At 70.0% G+C, this 22,898-nt stretch carries 20 protein-coding genes and 1 tRNA gene; 8 read left to right on the top strand and 13 right to left on the bottom strand.

Translation table 11 applies throughout. From position 1 onward, the window contains the following. Window positions 1–146: 146 nt before the first annotated feature. On the top strand, window positions 147–1,451 hold the full coding sequence (locus ACGFU7_RS28050) for a class I SAM-dependent methyltransferase (RefSeq protein WP_393699275.1): 1,305 nt from the start codon (window positions 147–149) through the stop codon (window positions 1,449–1,451). A gap of 107 nt (window positions 1,452–1,558) precedes the next feature. Here ACGFU7_RS28050 and ACGFU7_RS28045 read toward each other — a convergent pair whose 3' ends face one another. Next, window positions 1,559–4,087: an ABC transporter permease gene (locus ACGFU7_RS28045; RefSeq protein ID WP_393699274.1), complete on the bottom strand. Its 2,529-nt coding sequence runs from the start codon at window positions 4,085–4,087 to the stop codon at window positions 1,559–1,561. A 58-nt stretch (window positions 4,088–4,145) separates the two neighbouring features. Next, window positions 4,146–4,916: an ABC transporter ATP-binding protein gene (locus ACGFU7_RS28040; protein ID WP_393699272.1), complete on the bottom strand. Its 771-nt coding sequence runs from the start codon at window positions 4,914–4,916 to the stop codon at window positions 4,146–4,148. A gap of 490 nt (window positions 4,917–5,406) precedes the next feature. Between ACGFU7_RS28040 and ACGFU7_RS28035 the strand changes: the two genes are divergently transcribed. Both ACGFU7_RS28035 and ACGFU7_RS28030 read left to right on the top strand, forming a co-directional pair. Next, a tRNA-Leu gene (locus ACGFU7_RS28035) sits at window positions 5,407–5,492 on the top strand. A 254-nt stretch (window positions 5,493–5,746) separates the two neighbouring features. Next, a complete protein-coding gene (locus ACGFU7_RS28030) occupies window positions 5,747–6,634 on the top strand; it encodes a Bax inhibitor-1/YccA family protein (protein WP_393699271.1) in 888 nt (295 codons plus the stop codon). A gap of 85 nt (window positions 6,635–6,719) precedes the next feature. Here the strand turns inward: ACGFU7_RS28030 and ACGFU7_RS28025 are convergent, their stop codons facing one another. Then, window positions 6,720–6,947: a DUF4287 domain-containing protein gene (locus ACGFU7_RS28025; RefSeq protein ID WP_393699270.1), complete on the bottom strand. Its 228-nt coding sequence runs from the start codon at window positions 6,945–6,947 to the stop codon at window positions 6,720–6,722. A gap of 100 nt (window positions 6,948–7,047) precedes the next feature. Here ACGFU7_RS28025 and ACGFU7_RS28020 point away from each other — a divergent pair, with 100 nt between their 5' ends. Then, on the top strand, window positions 7,048–7,365 hold the full coding sequence (locus tag ACGFU7_RS28020; protein WP_393699268.1) for a hypothetical protein: 318 nt from the start codon (window positions 7,048–7,050) through the stop codon (window positions 7,363–7,365). Between the two features lie 52 nt (window positions 7,366–7,417). Here ACGFU7_RS28020 and ACGFU7_RS28015 read toward each other — a convergent pair whose 3' ends face one another. From ACGFU7_RS28015 to ACGFU7_RS28005, 3 genes are all read right to left on the bottom strand, one after another. Next, window positions 7,418–8,248, bottom strand: a complete 831-nt coding sequence (locus ACGFU7_RS28015; RefSeq protein ID WP_393699376.1) for a hypothetical protein — start codon at window positions 8,246–8,248, stop codon at window positions 7,418–7,420. Between the two features lie 480 nt (window positions 8,249–8,728). After that, a complete protein-coding gene (locus ACGFU7_RS28010; RefSeq protein ID WP_393699266.1) occupies window positions 8,729–9,949 on the bottom strand; it encodes an acetyl-CoA C-acetyltransferase in 1,221 nt (406 codons plus the stop codon). Window positions 9,950–10,079: 130 nt separating this feature from the next. Further along, window positions 10,080–11,162: an SGNH/GDSL hydrolase family protein gene (locus tag ACGFU7_RS28005; protein WP_393699374.1), complete on the bottom strand. Its 1,083-nt coding sequence runs from the start codon at window positions 11,160–11,162 to the stop codon at window positions 10,080–10,082. Window positions 11,163–11,317: 155 nt separating this feature from the next. Here ACGFU7_RS28005 and ACGFU7_RS28000 point away from each other — a divergent pair, with 155 nt between their 5' ends. Continuing rightward, window positions 11,318–12,724, top strand: a complete 1,407-nt coding sequence (locus ACGFU7_RS28000; RefSeq protein WP_393699264.1) for a cystathionine beta-synthase — start codon at window positions 11,318–11,320, stop codon at window positions 12,722–12,724. 398 nt (window positions 12,725–13,122) lie between these two features. Here ACGFU7_RS28000 and ACGFU7_RS27995 read toward each other — a convergent pair whose 3' ends face one another. Further along, entirely contained in the window at window positions 13,123–13,956 is an 834-nt protein-coding gene (locus ACGFU7_RS27995; RefSeq protein ID WP_393699263.1) for a helix-turn-helix transcriptional regulator, read from the bottom strand. Window positions 13,957–14,105: 149 nt separating this feature from the next. On the opposite strand from ACGFU7_RS27995, the gene ACGFU7_RS27990 reads away from it, so the two are divergent. Next, on the top strand, window positions 14,106–14,867 hold the full coding sequence (locus tag ACGFU7_RS27990; RefSeq protein WP_393699261.1) for an SDR family oxidoreductase: 762 nt from the start codon (window positions 14,106–14,108) through the stop codon (window positions 14,865–14,867). 27 nt (window positions 14,868–14,894) lie between these two features. Here ACGFU7_RS27990 and ACGFU7_RS27985 read toward each other — a convergent pair whose 3' ends face one another. The 6 genes from ACGFU7_RS27985 to ACGFU7_RS27960 all read right to left on the bottom strand — a co-directional run bounded on the left by ACGFU7_RS27985 (window position 14,895) and on the right by ACGFU7_RS27960 (window position 20,277). Further along, window positions 14,895–15,314, bottom strand: coding sequence for a hypothetical protein (locus ACGFU7_RS27985; RefSeq protein ID WP_393699260.1), 420 nt, complete (start codon window positions 15,312–15,314; stop codon window positions 14,895–14,897). A gap of 88 nt (window positions 15,315–15,402) precedes the next feature. Further along, window positions 15,403–16,848, bottom strand: coding sequence for a purine-cytosine permease family protein (locus ACGFU7_RS27980; protein ID WP_393699258.1), 1,446 nt, complete (start codon window positions 16,846–16,848; stop codon window positions 15,403–15,405). Window positions 16,849–16,851: 3 nt separating this feature from the next. Continuing rightward, window positions 16,852–17,796, bottom strand: coding sequence for an ABC transporter substrate-binding protein (locus ACGFU7_RS27975; protein WP_393699373.1), 945 nt, complete (start codon window positions 17,794–17,796; stop codon window positions 16,852–16,854). Between the two features lie 24 nt (window positions 17,797–17,820). Further along, window positions 17,821–18,483: an ABC transporter permease gene (locus ACGFU7_RS27970; RefSeq protein WP_393699256.1), complete on the bottom strand. Its 663-nt coding sequence runs from the start codon at window positions 18,481–18,483 to the stop codon at window positions 17,821–17,823. 1 nt (window position 18,484) lies between these two features. Then, complete coding sequence (locus ACGFU7_RS27965; protein WP_393699254.1) at window positions 18,485–19,129, bottom strand: ABC transporter permease; 645 nt, start codon at window positions 19,127–19,129, stop codon at window positions 18,485–18,487. Further along, entirely contained in the window at window positions 19,126–20,277 is a 1,152-nt protein-coding gene (locus ACGFU7_RS27960; RefSeq protein WP_393699253.1) for an ABC transporter ATP-binding protein, read from the bottom strand. Before ACGFU7_RS27960 ends, ACGFU7_RS27965 begins: the two co-directional genes overlap by 4 nt. A gap of 141 nt (window positions 20,278–20,418) precedes the next feature. On the opposite strand from ACGFU7_RS27960, the gene ACGFU7_RS27955 reads away from it, so the two are divergent. Both ACGFU7_RS27955 and ACGFU7_RS27950 read left to right on the top strand, forming a co-directional pair. Continuing rightward, window positions 20,419–21,978 (top strand): aromatic amino acid ammonia-lyase, encoded by a 1,560-nt coding sequence (locus tag ACGFU7_RS27955; protein ID WP_393699371.1) that lies wholly within the window; start codon window positions 20,419–20,421, stop codon window positions 21,976–21,978. Further along, the gene (locus tag ACGFU7_RS27950; protein WP_393699252.1) at window positions 21,975–22,826 is read left to right on the top strand and encodes a MurR/RpiR family transcriptional regulator; all 852 of its coding nucleotides are present in this window, start codon (window positions 21,975–21,977) and stop codon (window positions 22,824–22,826) included. The genes ACGFU7_RS27955 and ACGFU7_RS27950 overlap by 4 nt, the downstream gene beginning before the upstream one ends. Window positions 22,827–22,898 lie beyond the last annotated feature (72 nt).

Here is a 22,898-nt window from a genome sequence, read left to right as displayed (position 1 = left end):
CCGTTGCGCTGTAGCGGGATGGGGTGCGCTTCGCAGACTGTTGACGGGGAAGTACCTCGTCGTGGCGCCGCGGGTGTCCGGCGTGGTTGCAGGCATGTTTGGGCATGTTTGGGCACATTGGGAACACCATCACGGAGGTGTGCGCCATGGCAGACGCCGCAATGCGGCTGACCGCTCTCGCCGAGGAGTTGCTGGGAGAAGGGCTGCCGGTCCGTATCCGGGCCTGGGACGGCAGCGAATCAGGACCGCCCGATGCCCCTGTCCTCGTCATCCGGAACCGCCGCGCGCTGCGCCGGCTGCTCTGGAAGCCGGGTGAACTGGGCCTGGCCCGCGCCTGGGTGGCGGGCGAGCTCGATATCGAAGGCGATCTGTACGAGGGCCTGGATCTGATGGCCTCGCTGATCTGGGACCGCGGCGCGGAGGCCAAGGACAGCGTCCACCCGGTCCGCGACCCGAAGGTGCGGGCCTTCGGCAAGGGGCTGTTGCAGCTCGCCGGCCCCTGGCCCCCGCCGCCCCCACCGCCCGAGGAGGTACGCCGCCGCACCGGCACCCTCCACACCAAGCGCCGCGACAAGGAGGCCATCAGCCACCACTACGACGTGGGCAATGACTTCTACGAACTGGTCCTCGGCCCGTCCATGGTCTACTCCTGCGCCTACTGGGAGGACGACGGGAGTCTTGAGGACGCCCAGCGCGACAAGCTCGACCTGGTCTGCCGCAAGCTCGCGCTGAAGGAGGGCGACCGCCTCCTCGACGTCGGCTGCGGCTGGGGCTCCATGGCCATCCACGCGGCCCGCGAGTACGGCGCCCGGGTCACCGGAGTGACCCTCTCCGTCGAGCAGGCCGCCTACGCCAGGAAGCGCATCGCGGAAGAGGGCCTGACCGACCGGATCGAGATCCGGGTCCAGGACTACCGGGACGTCAGGGATGGCCCGTACGACGCCATCTCGTCCATCGGCATGGCGGAACACGTCGGCTCCGTCCGTTTCCGCGAATACGCCGACGCCCTCTACGCACTCCTCAAGCCCGGCGGCCGGCTGCTCAACCACCAGATCGCCCGCCGCCCCGAGAAGGACGAGTCCGCGTACCACGTGGACGAGTTCATCGACGCCTATGTCTTCCCGGACGGCGAACTGGCCCCGGTGGGACGGACTGTGGCCACCCTCGAAGAAGCCGGCTTCGAGGCACGTGACGTCGAGTCGATCCGCGAACACTACGCACTGACCCTGCGCAGCTGGGTCGCCAACCTGGAGAAGAACTGGGACCGCGCGGTCCGGATGAGCTCGCCGGGACGGGCCAGGGTCTGGCGCCTCTACATGGCCGCCTCCGCCCTCTCCTTCGAGCACAACAAGATCGGCGTCAACCAGATCCTCGTGGTGCGCCCGGCACAGGGCGGGGCCGCCCGCATGCCGCTGCGGGCTCGCGACTGGACGGCGTCAGCACCCGGCTGACACCGGCACCGTCCGAGACCGGGATGGGAAGCACCGAGGGCCGGTACCCGCAGCTTCGCGCTGCGCGTACCGGCCCTCGGCCATCCCGTCCCGGTCTCGGACGGCCGCTATTCGGTCTTGATCGCCGTCAGCATGTTCAGCTTCGCGGCGCTGCGGGCCGGCCAGAGCGAGGCCAGCACACCCACGACCCCTGCCAGCACCAGGAAGACCGCGATCCGGTCCCACGGGATGACCAGCGCGTACTCCGGGATGTCCGACGCCAGGGTCTGCCCGATCGCCCAGCCGAGGAACATGCCGAGCACGACACCGACCACCGCACCGAAGAGCGAGATGACCACGGCCTCCAGCCGGATCATGCGCTTCACCCTGCGCCGGTCCAGGCCGATCGCCCGCAGCATGCCGATCTCCTGCTGGCGCTCGAAGACCGACATCGCCAGGGTGTTGATGACCCCGAGCACCGCGATGATCAGGGCCATCGCCAACAGCCCGTACATGATGTTCATCGCGAGGTTGACCGAGCCGCCGAACATGTCACGGATGTCCTGGCGGTCCATGATGCTCATCCCCGGGTTGTCACCCAGAGCCTTCACCAGGGCCTGCTCGTTGGCCTCGCTCGCGCCGCCGTCCATCTTCAGCCAGATCTCGCGGATGTCCGACACGCTGCCGTGTGCATCGGCGACGTTCTTCGGGACCAGGACCGGGGAGAGGAGCTCGTTCCCCTCGAAGACCGCCCCGACCTTCAGCTCGCCCTTCTTGTCGTCGTCGAACTTCACTCGGAGGGTGTCGCCGGTCTTCCAGCCGTTGGACTTGGCCGTCTTCTCGTCGACGGCGATCTCGCCCTTGTCCAGCGCGTCGATCGAGCCGGAGACGGTCGGCAGCGCGAAGAGCTTCTGCACATCGCCGGGGGTGACGGCGGACGCGGAGTGGTACTCGCCCTTGACCTCGAGCGAGGTGGCCTGCTGCGGCGAGACCGCCGAGACCCCGTCGGCCTTCTGCAGGGCGGTGAGCGCCGACTCGTCGAGCGGACCGCCGCTCGCCATCGTCACCATGTAGTCGGCCTTGATGTTGTCCGTGGTCATCCGGTCGACCGCCTGGCCGAGGGTGACGCCGAGGACCGAGATGCCGGTGACCAGGGTGAGGCCGATCGCCAGCGCGGAGGCGGTGGCACCGGTACGGCGCGGGTTGCGGACCGCGTTCTGCGCGGCCAGCTTGCCGGAGACCCCGAACAGCCGCTTCAGCAGCGGGCGGACCAGCGCGATCACCGGCCGCGACAGCAGCGGGATCAGCACGATGACACCGATCAGCGTGAGGAAGGCACCCACGGCGATGACGGTCCGGCCGGTCGATCCGGACTTGGCCGCGCCCGCCACGATCGCCGCCCCGCCCAGCAGGGTGAGCACCGCGCCGATCGAGTTGCGCAGCACCAGGGACTTGACGGTGGCCGTCGCGTGCACGCTGCTCATCGCCGCGACCGGCGGGATCTTGGCGGCCCGGCGGGCGGGCAGCCAGGCGGCCAGCACGGTGATCAGGACACCGACGGCGAACGCGGCGATGACCGCGGTGGGCGAGATGATCAGCGGTCCGGCCGGGATCTTCCCGCCGAACAGGCCCATCGCGGAGCGCAGTCCGGTGGCGAGGCCGAGGCCGAGGGCGAAGCCGACGACCGAGGCGATCATGCCGACGACGGCCGCTTCGAGGAGCACCGAACGCTTGACCTGGCGGCGGGAGGCGCCGACGGCGCGCATCAGTGCCAGCTCCTTGGTGCGCTGGGCCACCAGCATGGTGAAGGTGTTGGCGATCAGGAAGACACCGACGAACAGGGCGATGCCGGCGAAGGCGAGCAGCATCCCGTTGAGACCGCTCAGACCGTTCTCGATCTGCTTGGCCTGATCGTCCGCGAGCGCCTGGCCGGTCTTGGCCTCGGCGTCCTTGGGCAGCAGCGGCTTCACTCCGGCCAGCAGCTTCTCGGCGGAGACTCCGGGCGCGGCGGACACGTTGGCGTCCCTGAACATGCCGGGCCTGAGGTAGAGCTTCTGGGCGACCTCGGTGTCGAAGAGGACCAGGCTGCCGCCCGCGTTGACCGCGCCGTCCTCGGTGGTGAAGACACCGGAGAGGGTGTACTCCTTCACCGGCCCGTTCGTGGCGACCCGGACCCGGTCACCGACGTGGTACTCGCCACGCTTCGCGGTCTCCTTGTCGAGCGCGATCCGGTCGGCCGCGACCGGGCCCGTACCGTCGACGAAGGTGTACGCGGAGTCCTTGCCGTTCTTGCCGGGGGAGTAGTTCCCGCCGGTGTTCGACCAGCCGTTGCCGATCAGCTTGCCGTCGGGGTCGGCGACCCCGGCGAAGCCGGAGACCCGGCCGGTGGCGGTGTCGACGCCGTCCAGGCCCTGGATCTTCTTCAGGGTGGCGGCGGTGATGCCGGGCGTCTTCTCGTCGCGCTGGTCGGCGTAGGTGGTGACGGCCACGGCGACGTCGTCGTAGCTCTTCGCCGACTGGTTGCGAAGGGCGTTGCCGAGGGTGTCGGTGAAGACCAGCGTGCCGGAGACGAAGGCCACGCCGAGCATCACGGCGAGGACGGTCATCAGCAGCCTGGCCTTGTGCGCGAGCACATTGCGCAGGGCGGTACGGAACATGTCTGTCAGTCCTGGGATGGGGAGGGGTTCCGGAAAGGGGCGCGGGGAAGGGCGGGCTTCAGCTGGTGCGGCCCTTGGCGTCGAACGCCTTCATCCGGTCGAGGACCCCGTCCGCGGTGGGGTGCATCATCTGGTCGACGATCCGGCCGTCCGCGAGGAAGATGACCCGGTCCGCGTAGGAGGCCGCCGCCGGGTCGTGGGTCACCATCACCACGGTCTGCCCCAGCTCGCGCACCGAGTTGCGCAGGAAGCCGAGGACCTCGGCGCCGGAGCGGGAATCCAGGTTTCCGGTCGGCTCGTCGCCGAAGATGATCTCCGGCTGCGAGGCCAGGGCGCGGGCCACCGCGACGCGCTGCTGCTGGCCGCCGGAGAGTTCGGTCGGCCGGTGGGTCAGCCGGTCGGAGAGGCCCACCATGTCGATGACCTTGCGCACCCACTCGGCGTCGGGCCTGCGGCCCGCGATGTCCATGGGGAGCGTGATGTTCTCCTGCGCCGTCAGGGTCGGGAGCAGGTTGAACGCCTGGAAGATGAAGCCGATCTTGTCCCGGCGGAGCTGGGTGAGCTGCTTGTCCTTGAGGGAGCCCAGCTCCGTCTCGCCGATCCGTACCGAACCGCTGCTGAAGCTGTCGAGGCCGGCCACGCAGTGCATCAGCGTGGACTTGCCGGAGCCGGACGGGCCCATGATCGCGGTGAACTCGCCTCGCGGGAAGTCCACGGAGACCCGGTCCAGGGCCGTCACCCTGGTCTCGCCCTCTCCGTAGACCTTCGACAGATCCGTGGCGCGGGCAGCCACCGTGGTGACGCGGTGTGCGGTGGAAGTGGTGGTCACGGGAATCTCCTGATTCGGGCTCCGGCCGAGGGCTTCGTCCGGGGTGGCGTTCGGTTGCCTTGGGAACCCCTCCATCGTCACCGCCGTACCGCCGCGGGTCGTCAGCCCCCGTGCCCGTTCCAGGGGCCGTCTTGAGTCGCACCGAGGGGCCCCTGCGTCCTCCTGCGGTATGACACCGACCCTGAGGACCATCCGCCCGGCCCTGTTGCCCGGTCGCATCGCCCGGCCCCGTCGCTCAGCCGGGTGGCGTGCCCATGGCGATCACTGGCGCGCGCCTGGCGAATGCGCCGTCCGGGTGCGGCGACTTTCCGTCAAACCTGATTGCCGGTCGCCGCACCCGCTATCCCGCCCAGGCATGTGGTGATGCCCTCTCGTGAGTGCTGACGACCCCTCAAACGGTCAATAAAATAAGACAACATCGCGCCACTGATCCGCTGATCGGAGGAAGTCCCCGGATAGGGTCATGTGCCAACGCGGAGCCGCGCGCCAGGCCCGGATGGTGGAATGCAGACACGGCGAGCTTAAACCTCGCTGCCCCTCGGGGGCGTACCGGTTCGAGTCCGGTTCCGGGCACCACTTCGCGCATGAGGCCGAGCGGGCGAGACGGCTCGATGCCCTTGATCGTTCACGCGCTCGCGAGAGTGGTTTCCCTCACCCGCACACACCCACGGCGCTCCATCCCGTTACCCGCCACCGACCCGGACAGGCCCTGGTGTCCTGTCCGGCCCCGGACGGCTTCCGCAAAGATCCTCCCCAAGCACTAGTCTGATTCTTTTGCCTACCCATTACTCTTGTGGGAAGGCCGCGCAGGGTGGCCATGGAGGAGTGAGATGAGGAGCAGCAACCCGGTCTTCTCGCGACGGGGCTTCAGCCGCGACAACGGATACGCGGGCTTCAACGCGGCACCGCAGGCCGGGGCCCCCGCAGCGGGTGCCAACCCGTACGCGCAGGGCACCGCCGCCAACCCGTACGCCACCAACCCCTACGCCCAGCAGGACACCCAGTACGGCGTCCCGCAGGCACCGGCGCGTACCGGCGCGATGACGATCGACGATGTCGTCACGCGCACGGGGATCACGCTGGGCACCGTGGTGCTCGGCGCCGCGCTCGCCTGGGCCCTGCTGCCGGTCGACGAGGCCAACCTCGGCAAGTCCTACGGCATCGCGATCGGCGCCGCCCTGGTGGCGTTCGTCCTGTCGCTAGTCCAGTCCTTCAAGCGCAAGCCGGTCCCGGCGCTGATCGTCTCGTACGCGGCCTTCGAGGGTGTCTTCCTCGGAGTGATCTCCAGCGCGGTCAGCACGTACATCGGGCCGGGCGTCGTGATGCAGGCGGTGATGGGCACCATGTGTGTCTTCGCCGGTGTGCTTCTCGCGTACAAGATGCGCTGGATCCGCGTCACCCGCCGCTTCTACGGCTTCGTGATGGCCGCCGCCATGGGCTTCATGCTCCTGATGGTGGTCAACCTGCTGTTCGCCGTCTTCGGCGGCGGCGACGGCCTGGGCTTCCGCAGCGGTGGCCTCGGCATCCTCTTCGGCGTCATCGGGATCGTCCTCGGTGCGTGCTTCCTGGCCCTGGACTTCAAGCAGGTCGAGGACGGCATCGCGTTCGGCGCCCCGCGCGAGGAGTCCTGGCTGGCGGCCTTCGGCCTCACCATGACCCTGGTGTGGATCTACCTGGAGATGCTGCGTCTGCTCTCCATCCTCAGCGGCGACGACTGACGCACAGCCCCCGCAAGGGGGACAGAACGGGAACGGAACGGCCCGCAGGCAGCGCCTGCGGGCCGTTCCCCTTTCTCACGTGTGCCTAGAGCAGCTTGCGCGCGGCCCTTCTGAGGTCGTACTCGTGGATGATCGCCTTCGCGTGTCCGTAAGCGAGGTCGTGTTCGCTCCGCAGCCAGCTGACCTTCTCCTCGAAGCGGAGAGCGGGGCCTTCCTCTACGGTGCGGAGCCAGTCGGAGACTTCACGACCGGTGCAGCGGGGGATTCGGGAGAGCAGATTGCGATGGGTCTCTTCGGAGAAGACTTGGGACATCGGCGCCTCCGACGCATTGCGCGTTGCTGGTCCTTCCCGACACCGTGCCCGAGCATCGGCCCGTTGGCAACCATCCCGGGAGGGCGCGTAGGGTCGCGGAGTGCTCGATACGACCCCGCTGACCACCGCCGTGGACCGATTCGCCGACCGGCTGCGCGCTGCCCCGCAGAGCCGTCTGCAGCGCGGAGCGGCTGCCGAAGGGCTGGCAACGGCCAGGGAATTGGCGCTGCGGGCCCAGCGCATCGAGGCGCCGGACCGGGAGCCGCGGATCATGCCGGACGCCGGGATCTTCGCGATCGCCGACCAACTCACCGTAGCGGGGCGCGACTTGGCGGTGGCACTGGAAACGGCCCCGTCGGCTGAGCTGGACGAGGCCGTGCAATTCGTGACGGAGGCGGCTGCGCGGGCGTTCGCGTAGCGGCGGGCGGGCGGCGGCCGGCGAGAGCCGCTCTGCCCGAATGCCCCGGGGGCTAGAACGAGGCGATGACGCGGTCGGCGAGGATGTAGACGTTCTCCTTGCCGCAGGAGAAGGTCAGGGCGTACGCGCCGGAGACACCGGAGCCGCCCAGCAGTACCGGGTGCTCACCCGCGAGCAGCGACTCGGCGAGGCGCTCGGCCGTCTCGCGGTGGCCGGGGGTCATACAGAGCGTGGTGCCGTCGGCGAAGACATAGACATCGAGAGTGCCGAGCGGGCCGGGGCGCACATCGGCGAGTTCCGTACGGCTGTCGGCGAGCTCCTCGAGGCGGTTCACGGTGCGCTCGTGGTCGGTGACGACCGGGGTCTGCACCGGTACGAAGTCGGGGTGCGAGGGGTGACGGCGACGGGCCGCGGCCAGCTCGGGGGAGTCCTCGGCGAACTCCGCCGTCTCGGGCAGCTCGGTCATGTCCGCCAGCTCGGCCAGTTCCGTGAGCTCTTCGAGCGCCTCGGTGGCGTCGAGGTCCATCGCCTCAAGGCCCGCGAAGTCGGCCTGGCGCGGCATGAAGAACGGCGCATCCTCACCGATCCCGGCCAGGCCGCCCAGCAGGGACGGGGCGTCGGCGGCATCGCGCGCTTCCTGGGTGGCCCAGAAGGCACGGGCCTCGGCGAGCTCGCGCTCCCGCTCCTCGGCAAGTGCTTCGGCTACGGCCGCGCGTATCTCGGCGGCCGGGGTCGCGTCGTTGCGGCTCTGCGCGGGCACGGTGGCGCCGTGGATGCGGGCCGTGGTCAGCTCCGTACGAAGGGCCGTGATCTGCTTGCGCAGCCCGTGAGCAGCGTGCAGAGCAGCAGCGCCGACGGCCGTGGCAGCGGCGGTGGTCAGCAACAGGGCAAGAGACATGGCGCTCACTGACATACTCCCGGTTTCAATCGATCCCCCGACTTCCTACCTCAGCTTGTCCTCTACCTGCGCCCGGTGTCAGTGCATTACGTCACGAATTGGACAGGTCTTTGGGCCTGGGGTTTAACCCTGTTACGGGTGTGACCTGCGGGAATGACTCTCCCCCAGGAGATAGGTCACATCCTGGGGGAGATTCGGTCACGGTCGGGGCTCGGAACCGGCCACGTCGCCGGCCGGGAGCCGGCTGACGGCTATGTCAGGACCCGTTCAGCTCAGCCGCTCGGACGTGTGGTCGCGTTCGCTTCGCTTCCGCTGCGGGCAGGTGCCGCCTTCGTACCTCAGGCGACCCCTACCCTCCGCTGCAGCTCAGCTCAGCCGCTCGGACGTGTGGTCGCGTTCGCTTCGCTTCCGCTGCGGGCAGGTGCCGCCTTCGTACCTCAGGCGACCCCTACCCTCCGCTGCAGCTCAGCTCAGCCGCTCGATGACCATCGCCATGCCCTGGCCGCCGCCCACGCACATGGTCTCCAGGCCGAACTGCTTGTCGTGGAACTGCAGGCTGTTGATCAGCGTGCCGGTGATCCGGGCGCCGGTCATGCCGAAGGGGTGGCCGACGGCGATGGCGCCACCGTTGACGTTGACCTTCTCCAGCGGCAGGCCGAGGTCGCGGTAGGAGGGGATCACCTGGGCGGCGAACGCCTCGTTGATCTCGGCCAGGTCGATGTCGTCGATGGTCAGCCCGGCGCGCTTCAGCGCCTGCTTACTGGCCTCCACCGGTCCGTATCCCATGATCTCGGGGGAGAGGCCGGAGACACCGGTCGAGACGATCCGGGCCAGCGGGGTCAGGCCCAGCTCGCGCGCCTTGGTGTCGGACATGATCACGAGCGCGGCGGCGCCGTCGTTGAGCGGGCAGCAGTTGCCCGCGGTGACCATGCCGTCGGGGCGGAAGACCGGCTTCAGGCCCTGCACGCCCTCCACGGTGACGCCCGCGCGCGGGCCGTCGTCCTTCGAGACGACCGTGCCGTCCGGGGTGGTGACCGGGGTGATCTCGCGCTCCCAGAAGCCGTTCTTGATGGCTTCCTCGGCGAGGTTCTGCGAGCGGACGCCGAACTCGTCCATGTCCTGGCGGGTGACGCCCTTGAGCCGGGCCAGGTTCTCCGCGGTCTGCCCCATCGCGATGTACGCGTCCGGGACCAGGCCGTCCTCGCGCGGGTCGCGCCAGTCGTCGCCGCCCCGCTCGGCGCGGGCCGCGGTGCGGGCCTCGGCGTCGGCGAACAGCGGGTTGTGCGTGTCCGGCAGGCTGTCGGAGTTGCCCTTCGTGAAGCGGGACACCATCTCGACACCGGCCGAGATGAAGACATCGCCCTCGCCGGCCTTGATGGCGTGCAGCGCCATCCGGCTGGTCTGGAGGGAGGACGAGCAGTAGCGGGTGACCGTACAGCCGGGAAGGTGGTCCATGCCCATCTGTACGGCGATGATGCGGCCCAGGTTGTTGCCCTGCTCGCCGCCCGGGAGGCCGCAGCCGAGCATCAGGTCGTCGATGTCCTTCGGGTCCAGCTCGGGCACCTTGGCCAGCGCGGTCTGGATGATCGTGGCGGTCAGGTCGTCCGAGCGCAGACCCTTCAGCGAACCCTTGAAGGCCCGGCCGATGGGGGAACGGGCAGCAGAGACGATCACGGCTTCGGGCATCACGCGGCTCCATGAGGGCTGGAAGGCGGGTTCTGGCAGGTTCTGACTTGGAAGTTACCTGTACGTAGCTGCTGGGTCACCGGGCAGCGCATGTGACGCCGACCTCTTTTCTAAGCGACCGCTCAGTCGATCAATTGGCCGGGAGGTTGTGCGACTCCCCGTGCGACTCTCCATAAGGCTCCTTGCGCGGCTCCTTGTGCGCGTCCGCCTGCGAATCCCCCCGTGGCTCCTCGTGCGTCTCCGGGTGCGGACGGGGATCCGTGGCCGCGGGCAGACGCCGCCGCCTGCGGTGCTTGAGGAGTGCCCAGGGCGCCCGGGCCCCCGTGACCTCCGTACCGGCCTCCCTGGCCGCCTGGGAGGCCGCCTTGGCCACCGGCAGCATGTCCTCGCGCCGGGCCCCGTCCAGACGATCGGACTCCGGCCACAGCCCGAGCACCGCACAGAGCGTGGGCAGGAGCGCCATCGCCGCCGTGGCGTACCCCTCCGCCGACGGGTGGTAGTTGTCCGGCCCGAACAGCTCCCGCGGATTCGCCTCGAACTCCGGCCCCAGCAGATCGCCCAGCGACACCGTGCGCCCGCCCTGCTCCACCGAACCGATCGTCTGGGCCGCCGCCAGCTGCCGGCTCACCCGCCGGGCCAGCCAGCGCAGCGGCTGGTAGACCGGCTCGATCGTGCCGAGATCCGGGCACGTGCCGACCACCACCTCCGCACCCGCCGTACGCAGCCTGCGCACCGCGGTGGTCAGACAGCGCACCGACTGGGTGGCCGGCATCCGGTGCGTCACATCGTTCGCCCCGATCATGATCACGCAGACGTCGGGCGTACTGGACGGGTCGGCGAGCAGCAGCGAGACCTGCCGCTCCAGATCGTCCGACCGGGCACCCGGCTGCGCCACATTGCGCAGATCCACCGGCCGCTCGGACACCGCCGCCAGCCCCGATGCGAGCAGCGCCCCCGGTGTGTGCCCGGCCCGGTGCACCCCCTGCCCGGCCGCCGTCGAATCACCCAGCAACCCCAGCCGCAACGGGTCGGCGGGGCCGGTGAACGCCACCCCGTACCGTCCGTCCGCACTCGGCGGAACCGGTGCGATACCGCCGCCCACCTGCCGTTTCGCCAGCTGGACCTCCGCCAGCAGTACGCCTACCGCCGCCGCGCCGAGCAGCCCGATGCTGCCGCCGCCGTAGGCCGCGCCCGCTGCGATCCGCCGTGCCACCCTTGCCCTTGACACAGTCCGGTCCACCTCCTCGTTGCCGTACCGCCGTACATACAGCTAACTGCCCCGCGGCGACCGTCGCTCAATCGCTTCGCCCAATCCCGTCCCCGTACGCATACGCTGGCCGCACCATCTCGGAGACCCCGGAGTACACGGTGCAATTCCACGATTCGATGATCAGCCTCGTAGGCAATACCCCGCTGGTGAGGCTGCGCAGTGTGACGGCCGGCATCCAGGCGACGGTCCTGGCCAAGGTCGAGTACTTCAATCCCGGCGGTTCGGTCAAGGACCGCATCGCCCTGCGCATGATCGAGGCCGCCGAACAGAGCGGCGAGCTGCAGCCCGGCGGCACGATCGTCGAGCCGACCAGCGGCAACACGGGCGTCGGTCTGGCGATCGTTGCCCAGCAGAAGGGATACAAGTGCATCTTCGTCTGCCCGGACAAGGTGTCCACGGACAAGATCAATGTGCTGCGCGCCTACGGTGCCGAGGTCGTCGTCTGCCCGACGGCCGTTGACCCCGAGCACCCGGACTCGTACTACAACGTCTCGGACCGGCTGGTCCGCGAGACACCGGGAGCCTGGAAGCCCGACCAGTACTCCAACCCGAACAACCCGCGCTCGCACTACGAGACCACCGGTCCGGAGCTGTGGGAGCAGACGGACGGGAAGATCACCCACTTCGTCGCGGGCGTCGGCACCGGCGGCACGATCAGCGGCACCGGCCGCTATCTGAAGGAGACCAGCGGCGGCTCGGTCAAGGTCGTCGGCGCGGACCCGGAGGGCTCGGTCTACTCCGGCGGCTCCGGGCGTCCGTACCTCGTCGAGGGCGTCGGCGAGGACTTCTGGCCGAGCGCGTACGACCGCACGGTCACGGACGAGATCGTCGCCGTGTCCGACAAGGACTCCTTCCAGATGACCCGCCGCCTCGCCAAGGAGGAGGGCCTGCTGGTCGGCGGCTCCTGCGGCATGGCGGTCGTCGCCGCCCTGGAGGTCGCGAAGCGACTGGGCCCGGACGATGTGGTCGTCGTCCTGCTGCCCGACAGCGGCCGCGGCTACCTGAGCAAGATCTTCAACGACGAGTGGATGGCCGACTACGGCTTCCTGGAGGACACCGGCCCGTCCGCGCGCGTCGGGGACGTACTCGACCACAAGGACGGCCCGATCCCGACGCTCGTCCACATGCACCCCGAGGAGACCGTCGGCGAGGCGATCGACGTCCTGCGCGAGTACGGCGTCTCGCAGATGCCGATCGTGAAGCCGGGCGCGGGCCACCCGGACGTGATGGCCGCCGAGGTCATCGGCTCGGTGGTGGAGCGGGAGCTGCTGAACGCGCTGTTCGCGCAGCGCGCCTCGCTCTCCGACCCGCTGGAGAAGCACATGTCGCCGCCGCTGCCGCAGGTCGGCTCCGGTGAACCGGTCGAGGACCTGATGTCGGTGCTCGGCGGCACGAACGCGTCGGACGCGGCGATCGTGCTGGTGGAGGGCAAGCCGAAGGGCGTGGTCAGCAGGCAGGACCTGCTGGCGTTCCTCGCCAAGGACGCGGCGGCCGGCAAGCCGTAGCGGTCCGGGAGGCCGGGCTTCGCGAAAACGGTACGAGCGCGACACGTACCCGCAGCACCCGCTTAACACGAGTCCGGCACATTGATGGGTGTCGGCAGGGAAACCCGCCGGCACCCATACGGCGACACGGACTACGGAGCGGCTCCCGGACCTCCACCGTCGCCAGGACGCGGTGACCGGCCCTGACCCGGACCGTGTCCCTCGCGGGGACCGTCGTCGTCCCGCCCCCTGGGAAACCGGGGGTGCGGCGGTCCCCGCGATACAACCATGTGCGAGGACATGCACGGCATCCGCGTGCGCGGACATACACGCGGACATGTGCGACACCCATGTGCGCGGACATACGCGCAGACATGTGCGAGGACCGGCAGGGCGCCGTTCGCGCCCCCGGCGGTGCTTCACCCGGCCGGTGCGGCAGCCCAGCTCGCCAGCAGCGCGATGCGTTCCGCGGTCTCGCTGCCGGGCTCCGGGGTGTAGACCACCAGGGACTGGCCGGGGTCGCCGGGCACGCCGAGCGTCTCGTACGGGAGGGTCAGCGCGCCCGCGACCGGGTGGTCGATGCGCTTGACGCCGTACGTCTTCGCCTTCACCTGGTGGTCCGCCCACAGCCGGCGGAAGTCCTCGCTCTTCATGGACAACTCGCCGACCAGCGTGGCCAGTTGTTTGTCATCGGGGTGCAGTCCCGCGTCCAGTCGCAGATGTGCGACCGTCTCCGCCGCCACCGCGGCCCACTCCGGATAGAGCTCGCGCGTCGCCGGGTCGAGGAAGACCTGGCGCGGGATGTTCAGCTCTGCCACGGGCATCCGCGAGTAGCCGACGACCGCGTCCCCCAGCGCGTTCCACGCCAGGACGTCCATCCGGCGGCCCAGGATGAACGCCGGGGCCCCGCCGAGCGTGTCCAGCAGCAGGCGCAGACCGGGGCGGACCCGCTGGGTGGCGGCCGGGGCCGAGGCGCGCGGCTTCGGGCGCGCCACCGTACGCAGATACGTGTGCTCCGTCTCGTCCAGCTGGAGCACCCGGGCGATCGCGTCGAGCACGGCGTCCGAGACGCTCGGGCCGCGCCCCTGTTCCAGCCGGATGTAGTAGTCGACGCTCACCCCCGCGAGCTGCGCGACCTCCTCGCGCCGGAGTCCGGGCACCCGCCGTCGGCCGCCGTACGCGTTCAGCCCCACGTCCTCGGGCTGGATGCGGGCTCGCCGTGAGCGGAGGAAATCACCGAGGTCGCCGTCCATGACACCGATCGTAGAAGAAGCGCGGGCGCCGAACCTGGTACTGGCAGACCCAGGAACAACGCATCCCTGGGTAGCCGGGCGGCAGCCGCGCAGAGTGGCACCGGGCCCGGGGAAACGCCCCGGTCCTGAAGAGCGCAAGGAGTACGGACATGTCGTACGAGACCCTCGCAGGCCGCACCGCCGTCATCACCGGAGCCGCCAGCGGCATGGGTGCCGCGACCGCCCGGCTGCTCGCCGCCCAGGGAGTCGGGGTCGCACTGCTGGCCCGGCGCGCGGAGCGGCTGGAGGAGCTGGCCGCCACGATCAAGGCGGAGGGCGGTGAGGCGCTCGCCGTCACCGCCGATGTCACCGACCAGGCGTCCGTGGACGCCGCGGCCGAGCGGGTGCACAGCACGTTCGGGCAGGTGGACCTGGTGGTCAACGCCGCCGGTGTGATGCTGCCGAACCCGGTGGACGCCGGCCGGACGGACGAGTGGCAGCGGATGCTCGACACCAATGTGACGGGAGCCCTGCGGATCATCCGGGCCTTCACATCCGACCTGGTGGCGGCGGCCGCCGACGGCCGCACCGCGGACCTGGTGAACATCTCGTCCATCGGCGCGCACGTCACGTTCCCCAACTACGCGGTGTACGGGGCGACGAAGGCCGCACTCACGTATCTGTCGGCGTCGCTGCGCACGGAGTTCGGACCGCGCGATGTCCGCGTCACGAACATCGAGCCGGGGCTCACCGACACGGAACTGGGCGGCCACATCGACAACGCCGAGCTGAGCGGGCAGCTCGACGGCATGTTCGACGCGCTCGGGGGGCTGTCGAGCGACGAGATCGCCGACCTCGTGGCCTACGCCACCAGTCGCGCGCGCCACATCAACCTGCGCCAGCTGATCGTGCTGCCCACCCGCCAGGCGTAGTGCCTCGCGTCCCGCGGCCCGCGGCCCTCAGTCCTCCCAGTCGGACTCCGTGCGCCCCGAACGCGGCTGGAACCAGGGCCAGTTGCGGGCGGCGTGCACGGCGTTGACCGCGACGATGCCGAGCCAGGCGACGACCAGGCCCCTGGTACCCGCGGTCGCGGAGCCGATCGCCGACAGCGGGATGGCCAGGATCAGCGAGATGATCCCGAAGCCGTAGCGCTCGCCGAAATTCGCCATGGGCTGCGACGGGCGTGCACCCCTGGCGACGCTCACCTGCTGCTCGGCGAGATGGCGCCGGACACGGCGGTCGAGCGTGGTGTCGAGACGCTGCTCGACCTTCTCCAGGAATGACTCGACGAGCGCGGACTCGTAATCCGACCCCAGTTCACTACGGGCATGCAGGGTGGCATCGAGCTCGCTCTTCAGCTCAGGGTCAGGGGTTTCCATGTCCTTTACCGTACGAATCGGGGGCGTCGCGGGCAGTGGGGCTACCCCCCCTCTTTCGCCGAGCCCGGCATGATCCGAACGAGAGGTCCTAGGGGCGGGTGGCCGCCGCGCCGGTGGTGCCGGCCCCGCTGCTCTCGCCTGCGGGTACCTGGGCGGGGAGGATCGTATGTTCCGGGATGTGCGTGGTGTTGCGGCGGGCGAGCAGCCAGTACAGCAGTGCCGGTACGACCAGGCCGATCACCCATGAGATGTCGGCGCCGCCCAGCGGCCCGACCAGCGGGCCGGTGTAGAAGTGTGTCGCCAGGAACGGCAGCTGGGCGACCAGCCCGATCCCGTAGACCGCCAGGGCGTCCCAGCGCCATGCGCCGTACCGTCCGCGCGGATCGGCAAGGGCAGGGATGTCGTACCGCTCCCGCGAGATCAGGTAGTAGTCGACCAGGTTGATCGCCGACCACGGGGTGAAGAAGGTCAGCAGGAAGAGCAGGAAGTCCTTGAAGGAGGTGAGGAAGCTGTCCTTGCCGAGCAGGGCGACGGCCGTGCCGACAAGCATGATGCCCGTGATGTAGAGAGCCCGGCCGCGCGGGGAGAGGGTCTTCTGACCACGGAAACCGCTGATGCTGGTCACCAACGACATGAAGCCGCCGTAGGTGTTGAGGACGTTGATGGTCAGCTTGCCGAGCGCGATCACGAAGTACAGGAACGAGGCGATCAGGCCGGTCCCGCCCAGGGCGACGACATAGCCGACCTGGCCCGCCAGGAAGGCGTCCCCGGCGGTGGCCGCGACCAGCACGCCGAAGATCATGGACCACTGGGAGCCGACCGCCGTGCCGGAGAGCGTCCACCAGAAGGTGGCGCGGGTGCTGGTCGTACGTGGCAGATAGCGGGAGTAGTCGGCGACGTACGGGCCGAACGCCAGCTGCCAGGACGCGGCGAGCGAGACCGCGAGCAGGAACATCGGCAGATCGAAGGCGCGGTCGGCGAGGACGGCGCCGAGATCGATGCGGTCGAGCAGCCGGATGCCGAGATAGACGAAAGCGACCGCGCAGATCACGCCGGCGACCCGGCCGAGCATATGGATGACGCGATAGCCGATCGCTGCCATCACGGCGGTGACCAGCGCGAAGATGACGATGCCGGGCGTCTCGCCGAGGTGGGTGAGCTCCCCGACCGCCTGACCTGCCAGCACGCTGCCGCTGGCGAAGAAGCCGACGTACATCACGATCACCAGGGCCAGCGGGACCACTGCGCCCTTGACCCCGAACTGCGCGCGGGACTGGATCATTTGCGGCAGTCCCAGGCGCGGGCCCTGCGCGGAGTGCAGGGCCATCACGGCTCCGCCGAGCAGATTGCCCAGCGCCAGGCCGATGACCGACCAGAACGCGCCACCGCCGAAGACGACGGCGAGCGCGCCGGTGACGACGGCGGTGATCTGGAGGTTCGCGCCGAGCCAGAGCGTGAACTGGCTGAAGGCGGTGCCGTGACGTTCGTTGTCCGGCACGACATCGATGGAGCGCTGTTCGAGCAGTCCAGCCATCGGTCAGCTTCCCTTCTTGACGAGGCCGTGCTGCTTCGCCCAGTCGTGTGCGACGTCCTCGGGGTCCTTCTTGTCCTTGTCGACCAGGCGGTTGAGTGCGGTGAGGTCCTCGGTGGTGAGTGCGGCGCCCAGCCGGGCCAGGGCCTTACGGACCGTGGAGTCCGCGGCCCGGTCGGCGATCAGCGGGACGATGTGCTGGCCGGGAACCAGGTTCTTGGGGTCGGAGAGGACCACCCAGCCCTCGGCCGCGATGTCCGTGTCCGTGGTGAAGAGGTTGGCGACATCGACATCGCCCTTTCGCAGGGCTCCCTTCACCAAGGGGCCGGAGGAGTCCAGCGACTTGAACTCCTTGAAGGTGACGCCGTACACGTCCTTCAGGCCCACGGCCCCGACGGTCCGCTTCTTGACCTCGGGGGCCGCGCCGATGACCAGCTTTCCGTTGTGCTTCGCCAGATCGGCGAGGGAGGACAGGCCGTACTTCCGGGCGGTCTCGCGGGTGACGGCGAAGGCGTCGGAGTCCTCGGCCATGCCGTACGGGAGGATCTGCAGACCCGCGGGCAGGGCGACGGCGAGCGCGTTCTGCATCTCGCCCTCCTCGGTGGCGGTCGCCTTCGGGTCGAGGTAGTGCAGCAGGGCGCCCTGGTACTCGGGCAAAAGATCGATGTCGCCGCCCTTCAGCGCGGGGATGAGGATCTCGCGGGTGCCCAGGTTGGCGCGGACCGTCGTCTTCACGCCGGCGGCGCCGAGGACTGCGGCGTACAGATGGCCGAGGATCTGGTTCTCGGTGAAATTGGCGGTGCCGATGGTGATGCCACCGGAGCTCGAACCGCCACCGCCACCGCCGCTGCCGCCCTGTCCGTCGAGCGAGGTGATTCCGCTGCTGCAGGCGGCGAGTGCGGGGACGGAGGCCGCGGCGAGGAGGCCGCCGAGCAGGGTCCTTCGGTTCATGGAGGTCATGAGTGGTGGTTCTCCTCAGGCGGAGCGGTGGCGGAAGAGGACGCGCTGGAGCCCGGACAGCGCCAGATCGAGTACGACGGCGACGACCGCGACGAGGACCGCGCCGCCCAGCACCTGAACGAGGTCGCGCTGTGCGAGACCGTCGAAGACATAGCGGCCGAGTCCGCCGAAGCTGACGTAGGCGGCGATGGTGGCGGTGGCCACGACCTGGATCAGCGCCAGCCGCAGCCCGGTCATGATCAGCGGGAGGGCGAGCGGGAGTTCGACGTGCCACAGCACCTGGAGACCGCGCATGCCCTGGCCGCGGGCCGCGTCCTTCACATCGGGGTCGACGGCGGTCATCCCGGCGTAGGTGTTGGTGACGATCGAGGGGACGGCGAGGGCGACCAGCGCCACGTACACCGGGGTCATGGACAGGCCGCCGGCCAGGAAGACCAGCACTACCAGACCGACGGTCGGCAGGGCCCGGCCGAAGGACGACAGATTGATGGCGAGGAAGGCGCCGCGCCCGGTGTGCCCGATGAGCAGACCGACCGGGAGCGCGATCGCCGTGGCGATCAGCGTGGCGATCAGCGAGTACTGGAGGTGCTCGGCGAGGCGATGGGCGATGCCGTCCTGGCCGGTCCACTGCTCGCTGCCGGTCAGCCAGTGGCCGAGGTCCGCGAAGAGTTCGTACATGTCAGGCCCTCTGCTTCCGTGTCCACGGGGTGAGCGCGTACTGCACCGCGACCAGCGCCGCGTCCGCGACCAGCGCGAGGAGCAGGGTCAGGACCACACCGACGATCACCGGGGTGGGGAAGTTCCGCTGGAAGCCGTCGGTGAAGAGCTGGCCCAGACCGCCGTCGCCGATGTACGTGGCGACACTGACCAGCGAGATCGACATGACGGTGGCGATCCGCACGCCCGCCATGATCACCGGGAGGGCGAGCGGCAGCTCGACCGTCAGCAGGATCCGCAGCGGGCGGGCCCCCATCGCCCTGGCGGCCTCACGCGTCTTCACGGGTACGGAGTCCAGTCCCTCGACGGTGTTCCGCAACAGCACGACCAGCGTGTAGATGGTCAGGCCGATGACGGTGGTGGTGCGGGTCAGCCCCGAGACCGGCAGCAGCAGGACGAAGACCGCGATGGAGGGGATGGTGAACAGGACGTTCGAGAGGCCGAGCAGGGCTCCGCGCAGCGGGCGCACCCGGTGGGCGAGCACGGCCAGCGGCAGGGAGATCAGCAGCCCGAGGAGGACGGCGGTCAGCGCGGCCTGCAGATGGGAGGCGCTGAGGGAGACCAGGTCGTTCGCGTGGTCGGATATCCACGCCCACTCGATGGTCATGAGCTGCCGTCCACGGCCGATGTCGCGACGGCCGTCTTCTGTGTGACGGCCTTCTGCGCGGCGGCGGTGGTGTGGGCCGCGCCCGCAAGGTCGTGGATGGCCTCGCGCGTGGTGACCCCGGTCAGTACGCCGGCGGTGTCGATCCGGGCGATCAGACCGGTCGGTGAGGCGATCGACTCGTTGAGTGCCGAGAGCAGCGAGTCCGTGTCGCGCAGGGGGCGTACGGGGAGCAGCGGGGCGTCGCCCGCCGGGCCCGCCGGTGCGGTCCGGCTGTCGAGCCACCCGAGCGGCTCACCCTTGGCGGAGACGACCAGCAGCCAGTCGGAGCCGTTGTCCCCGGCGGCGGCCGGTTCGTCGGCCCGCACCGTCGCCGAGGGCCGGCGCGGCAGATCGGCGAGGGTGCTCAGCGACAGCAGCTTCAGTCCGCGCTCGGCACCCAGGAAGTCGGCGACGAAGTCGTCGGCCGGGCGGGCGAGCAGCTCGGCGGGCGGTGCGCACTGCACCAGATGGCCGCCGGTACGGAAGACGGCGATCCGGTCGCCGAGCCGTACCGCCTCGTCGATGTCGTGGGTGACGAAGACGATGGTCTTGCCGAGCTCCTTCTGGAGGCGCAGCAGCTCGTCCTGGAGCTGGGTCCGTACGACGGGGTCGACCGCGCCGAACGGCTCGTCCATGAGCAGCACCGGCGGGTCCGCGGCGAGTGCGCGGGCCACGCCGACCCGCTGCTGCTGGCCGCCGGAGAGCTGGTGCGGATAGCGCTTGGCGGCCTCGGCGGGCAGCCCGACCGTCTCCAGGAGTTCGGCGGCCCTGGCGCGGGAGGCCCTGCGGCCGCGGCCGAGCAGAAGAGGGACCGTCGCGATGTTGTCGAGGACCGTGCGGTGCGGGAAGAGGCCGGCCTGCTGGATGACGTACCCGATGCCTCGCCGCAGCTCGGCGGCGTCCGATTCGAGGATGTCCTTGCCGCCGAGCCGGATGGTGCCGGAGGTCGGCTCGACCATCCGGTTGATCATCCTCAGGGTGGTGGTCTTACCACAGCCGGAAGAGCCGACGAGGACGGTGATGCCGCCCTCCGGCATGGTGAGGCTGAGGTCGTGAACTGCCGTCGTGCCGTTCGGGAAGCGCTTGTTCACTGCGTCGAATTTGATCATCAGTCGTCCCTTGCCCCGGCTGCATATAGTCATGCAGAGTTCTTCGTTACTGAATAGGTTGTCAATGCCTCGGGGTAAAACACTGGTTACAGAGACCCGAAGAGCGAGACAAAGTGTCCGGATAGGAGGAGTTCGCGCATGATGTCGTCCCACCTGGTGGACTCCGAGGACTCCGTGTCCGGGACCGTCGGCTCTCCCGGAGCTCCCGGTTCCGTCGGCGTCGTGGTCCTCGACGGCCAGACCCTCCCGGTCTCCGATGTCGTCCGGCTCGCCCACGGCACCGCCCGTCCCGTCCCCGACGGTGAGGCGATGAAGCGCGTCGACCGGTCCTGGAGCGCCGCCCGGGAGCTTGCCGCCACCGGGCGGGTCTACGGACGCTCCACCGGCGTCGGGGCCAACCGGAACGAGGCCGTCCCCACCGAGGCGGCAGCCGGCCACGGACTGCGGCTGCTGCGCAGTCACGCCGGAGCGATCGGTGAACCGCTGCCCGCCCGCGAGGTCCGGGCCATGCTCGCCGTACGCGCCAACCAGCTGCTCGCGGGCGGCGCCGGGCTGCGGCCCAGCGTCGTCACCGCGCTCTGCGAGGCGCTGGAGGCCGGGGCGCACCCGGTCGTCAACGAATTCGGCTCGGTCGGCACCGGCGACATCGCGGCCCTTGCCCAGGCCGGCCTCGCCCTCGCCGGGGAACACCCCTGGCAGGGCCCCGGCGCCGCCCCCGAGCCCCAGCCGCTCGACAACAACGACGCCCTCGCCCTGATCAGCAGCAACGCCCTCACCCTCGGACAGGCCACACTCGCCCTCGACGAGCTGCGCCGCCTGGTCACCGCCACCCAGGTCGTTGCCGCGCTCTCCCTGCTCGCCGTCGACGGCTCGTACGAGGCCTACGCGGAACCGGTCCACGCGGCCCGCCCCCACCCCGGTTCCTACGATGTCGCGGCCCGGATGCGGGAGCTGCTCGGCGTCCCGGAGCGCCCCGGACCACCGCTCGGCCGGATCCAGGACCCGTACGGTTTCCGCTGCCTGCCGCAGATCCACGGGCCCGCACAGGACGCCGCCGACGCCCTCGAACGGGTTCTCGCCGTCGAGATCAACGCCGCCGCCGAGAATCCGCTCATCTGCCCGGACGCCGGTGCCAACGACAGCCCGGCCGCCTACCACCACGGCGGCTTCTACCTGGCCCAGCTCGCCCTGGCACTCGACCACTTCAGGCTCGCCGTGACCCAGGTCGCCCGGCTCTCCACCTCCCGGCTCTCGGCGCTCAACGAGCCGGCCCTCACCCGTCTGCGGCCCTTCCTCGCGGACGGCGAACCGGCCTCGTCCGGCGTGATGATCCTGGAGTACGCGGCCGGGGCAGCCCTCGGAGATCTGCGCACCTACTCCGCCCCCGCATCGCTCGGCCATGCCGTCCTGTCCCGCGGTGTCGAGGAGCAGGCCAGCTTCGCCTCGCTCGCCGCCCGTCAGACGTTGCGGGCCTGCGGCGCGTACCGGCACGTCGTGGGCTGCGAACTGGTCGCCGCCGTAAGGGCGTTGCGCCAGCGGGATCTGCGTCCCGATCCGGATCTTCCGGTGGGCCGTGCCTTCGCGCTCGCCGATTCCTGTCTCAACGACGACCTCGCGGACCGGCCGCTCACCGATGATGTAAAAGTCGCGGCCGGGGAGCTGATCGACCAGTACACAGGACTTTGGAGGGGGACGGTATGAGCGAGAGCAGCCCTGCCGCACGACTGCAGCAGCTCTTCGAGGGGCACCGGCTGACGCCGACGCAACGGCGCATCGCGCACTCCATGGTGCGCAGGGCCGCCGAGGTGCCGTTCCTGTCGAGTGTCGAGCTGGCCGAGCTGGCCGGGGTCAGTCAGCCGTCCGTCACCCGGTTCGCCGTCGCCCTCGGGTTCGACGGGTATCCGGCGCTGCGGAGGTATCTGCGGGATGTCGCGCCGGGGCCCGCCGAGCCGGGTGAGGGGGTGGGCGAACGTACGTACAACGAGTACCAGCAGGCCGTTCTCGGCGAGATCGAGAATCTGCAGCACCTCGCCGAGCTGCTTGCCGACCCCGGGCCGGTCGAGCGGGCGGGGCGGCTGCTCGCCGCCTCCCGGCCGCTCCCCGTGCTCGGACTGCGCGCGGCATCGTCGCAGGCGCGCGGGTTCGGGTACTTCGCGGCCAAGGTCCATCCCGATGTCCGGGTGCTCGACGAGGGCGGCAGCATGCTGCACGACCGGATCGACGCCGCGCGGCGGGCGGGCGCCACCGCTCTGATCTGCTTCGCGCTGCCCCGGCATCCCAAGGAGGTCGTGGACGCCCTCGCGTACGCCCAGGAACAAGGGCTGGCCGTGGTGTCGGTCGCCGATTCGCCGTTCGCTCCGGTGGCCAAGCACAGTGACCTGCTGATCCCGGCAGCCGTCGGCACCGGGCTCGCCTTCGACACCGCGTGCGCGCCCATGCTGCTGGGCCGGGTGCTGCTGGAGGCGATGTGCGACGACCTGCCCGATGCGCAGGCGCGGTTGGAGGAGTTCGACGCGAGGGCTGCGGCGCGGGGGCTGTTCGTCGAGTGAGCCGCCCCACCACCCTCGACGATTCTCAGGCGTCGCTCATCTACGGCTATTAACCTCCGGGCCCAGAAGGAT

The sequence above is a fragment of the Streptomyces sp. NPDC048473 genome, from assembly GCF_043200155.1.
Classification (GTDB): Bacteria; Actinomycetota; Actinomycetes; order Streptomycetales; family Streptomycetaceae; genus Streptomyces.
This window is presented reverse-complemented; position numbering and strand designations above follow the sequence as displayed.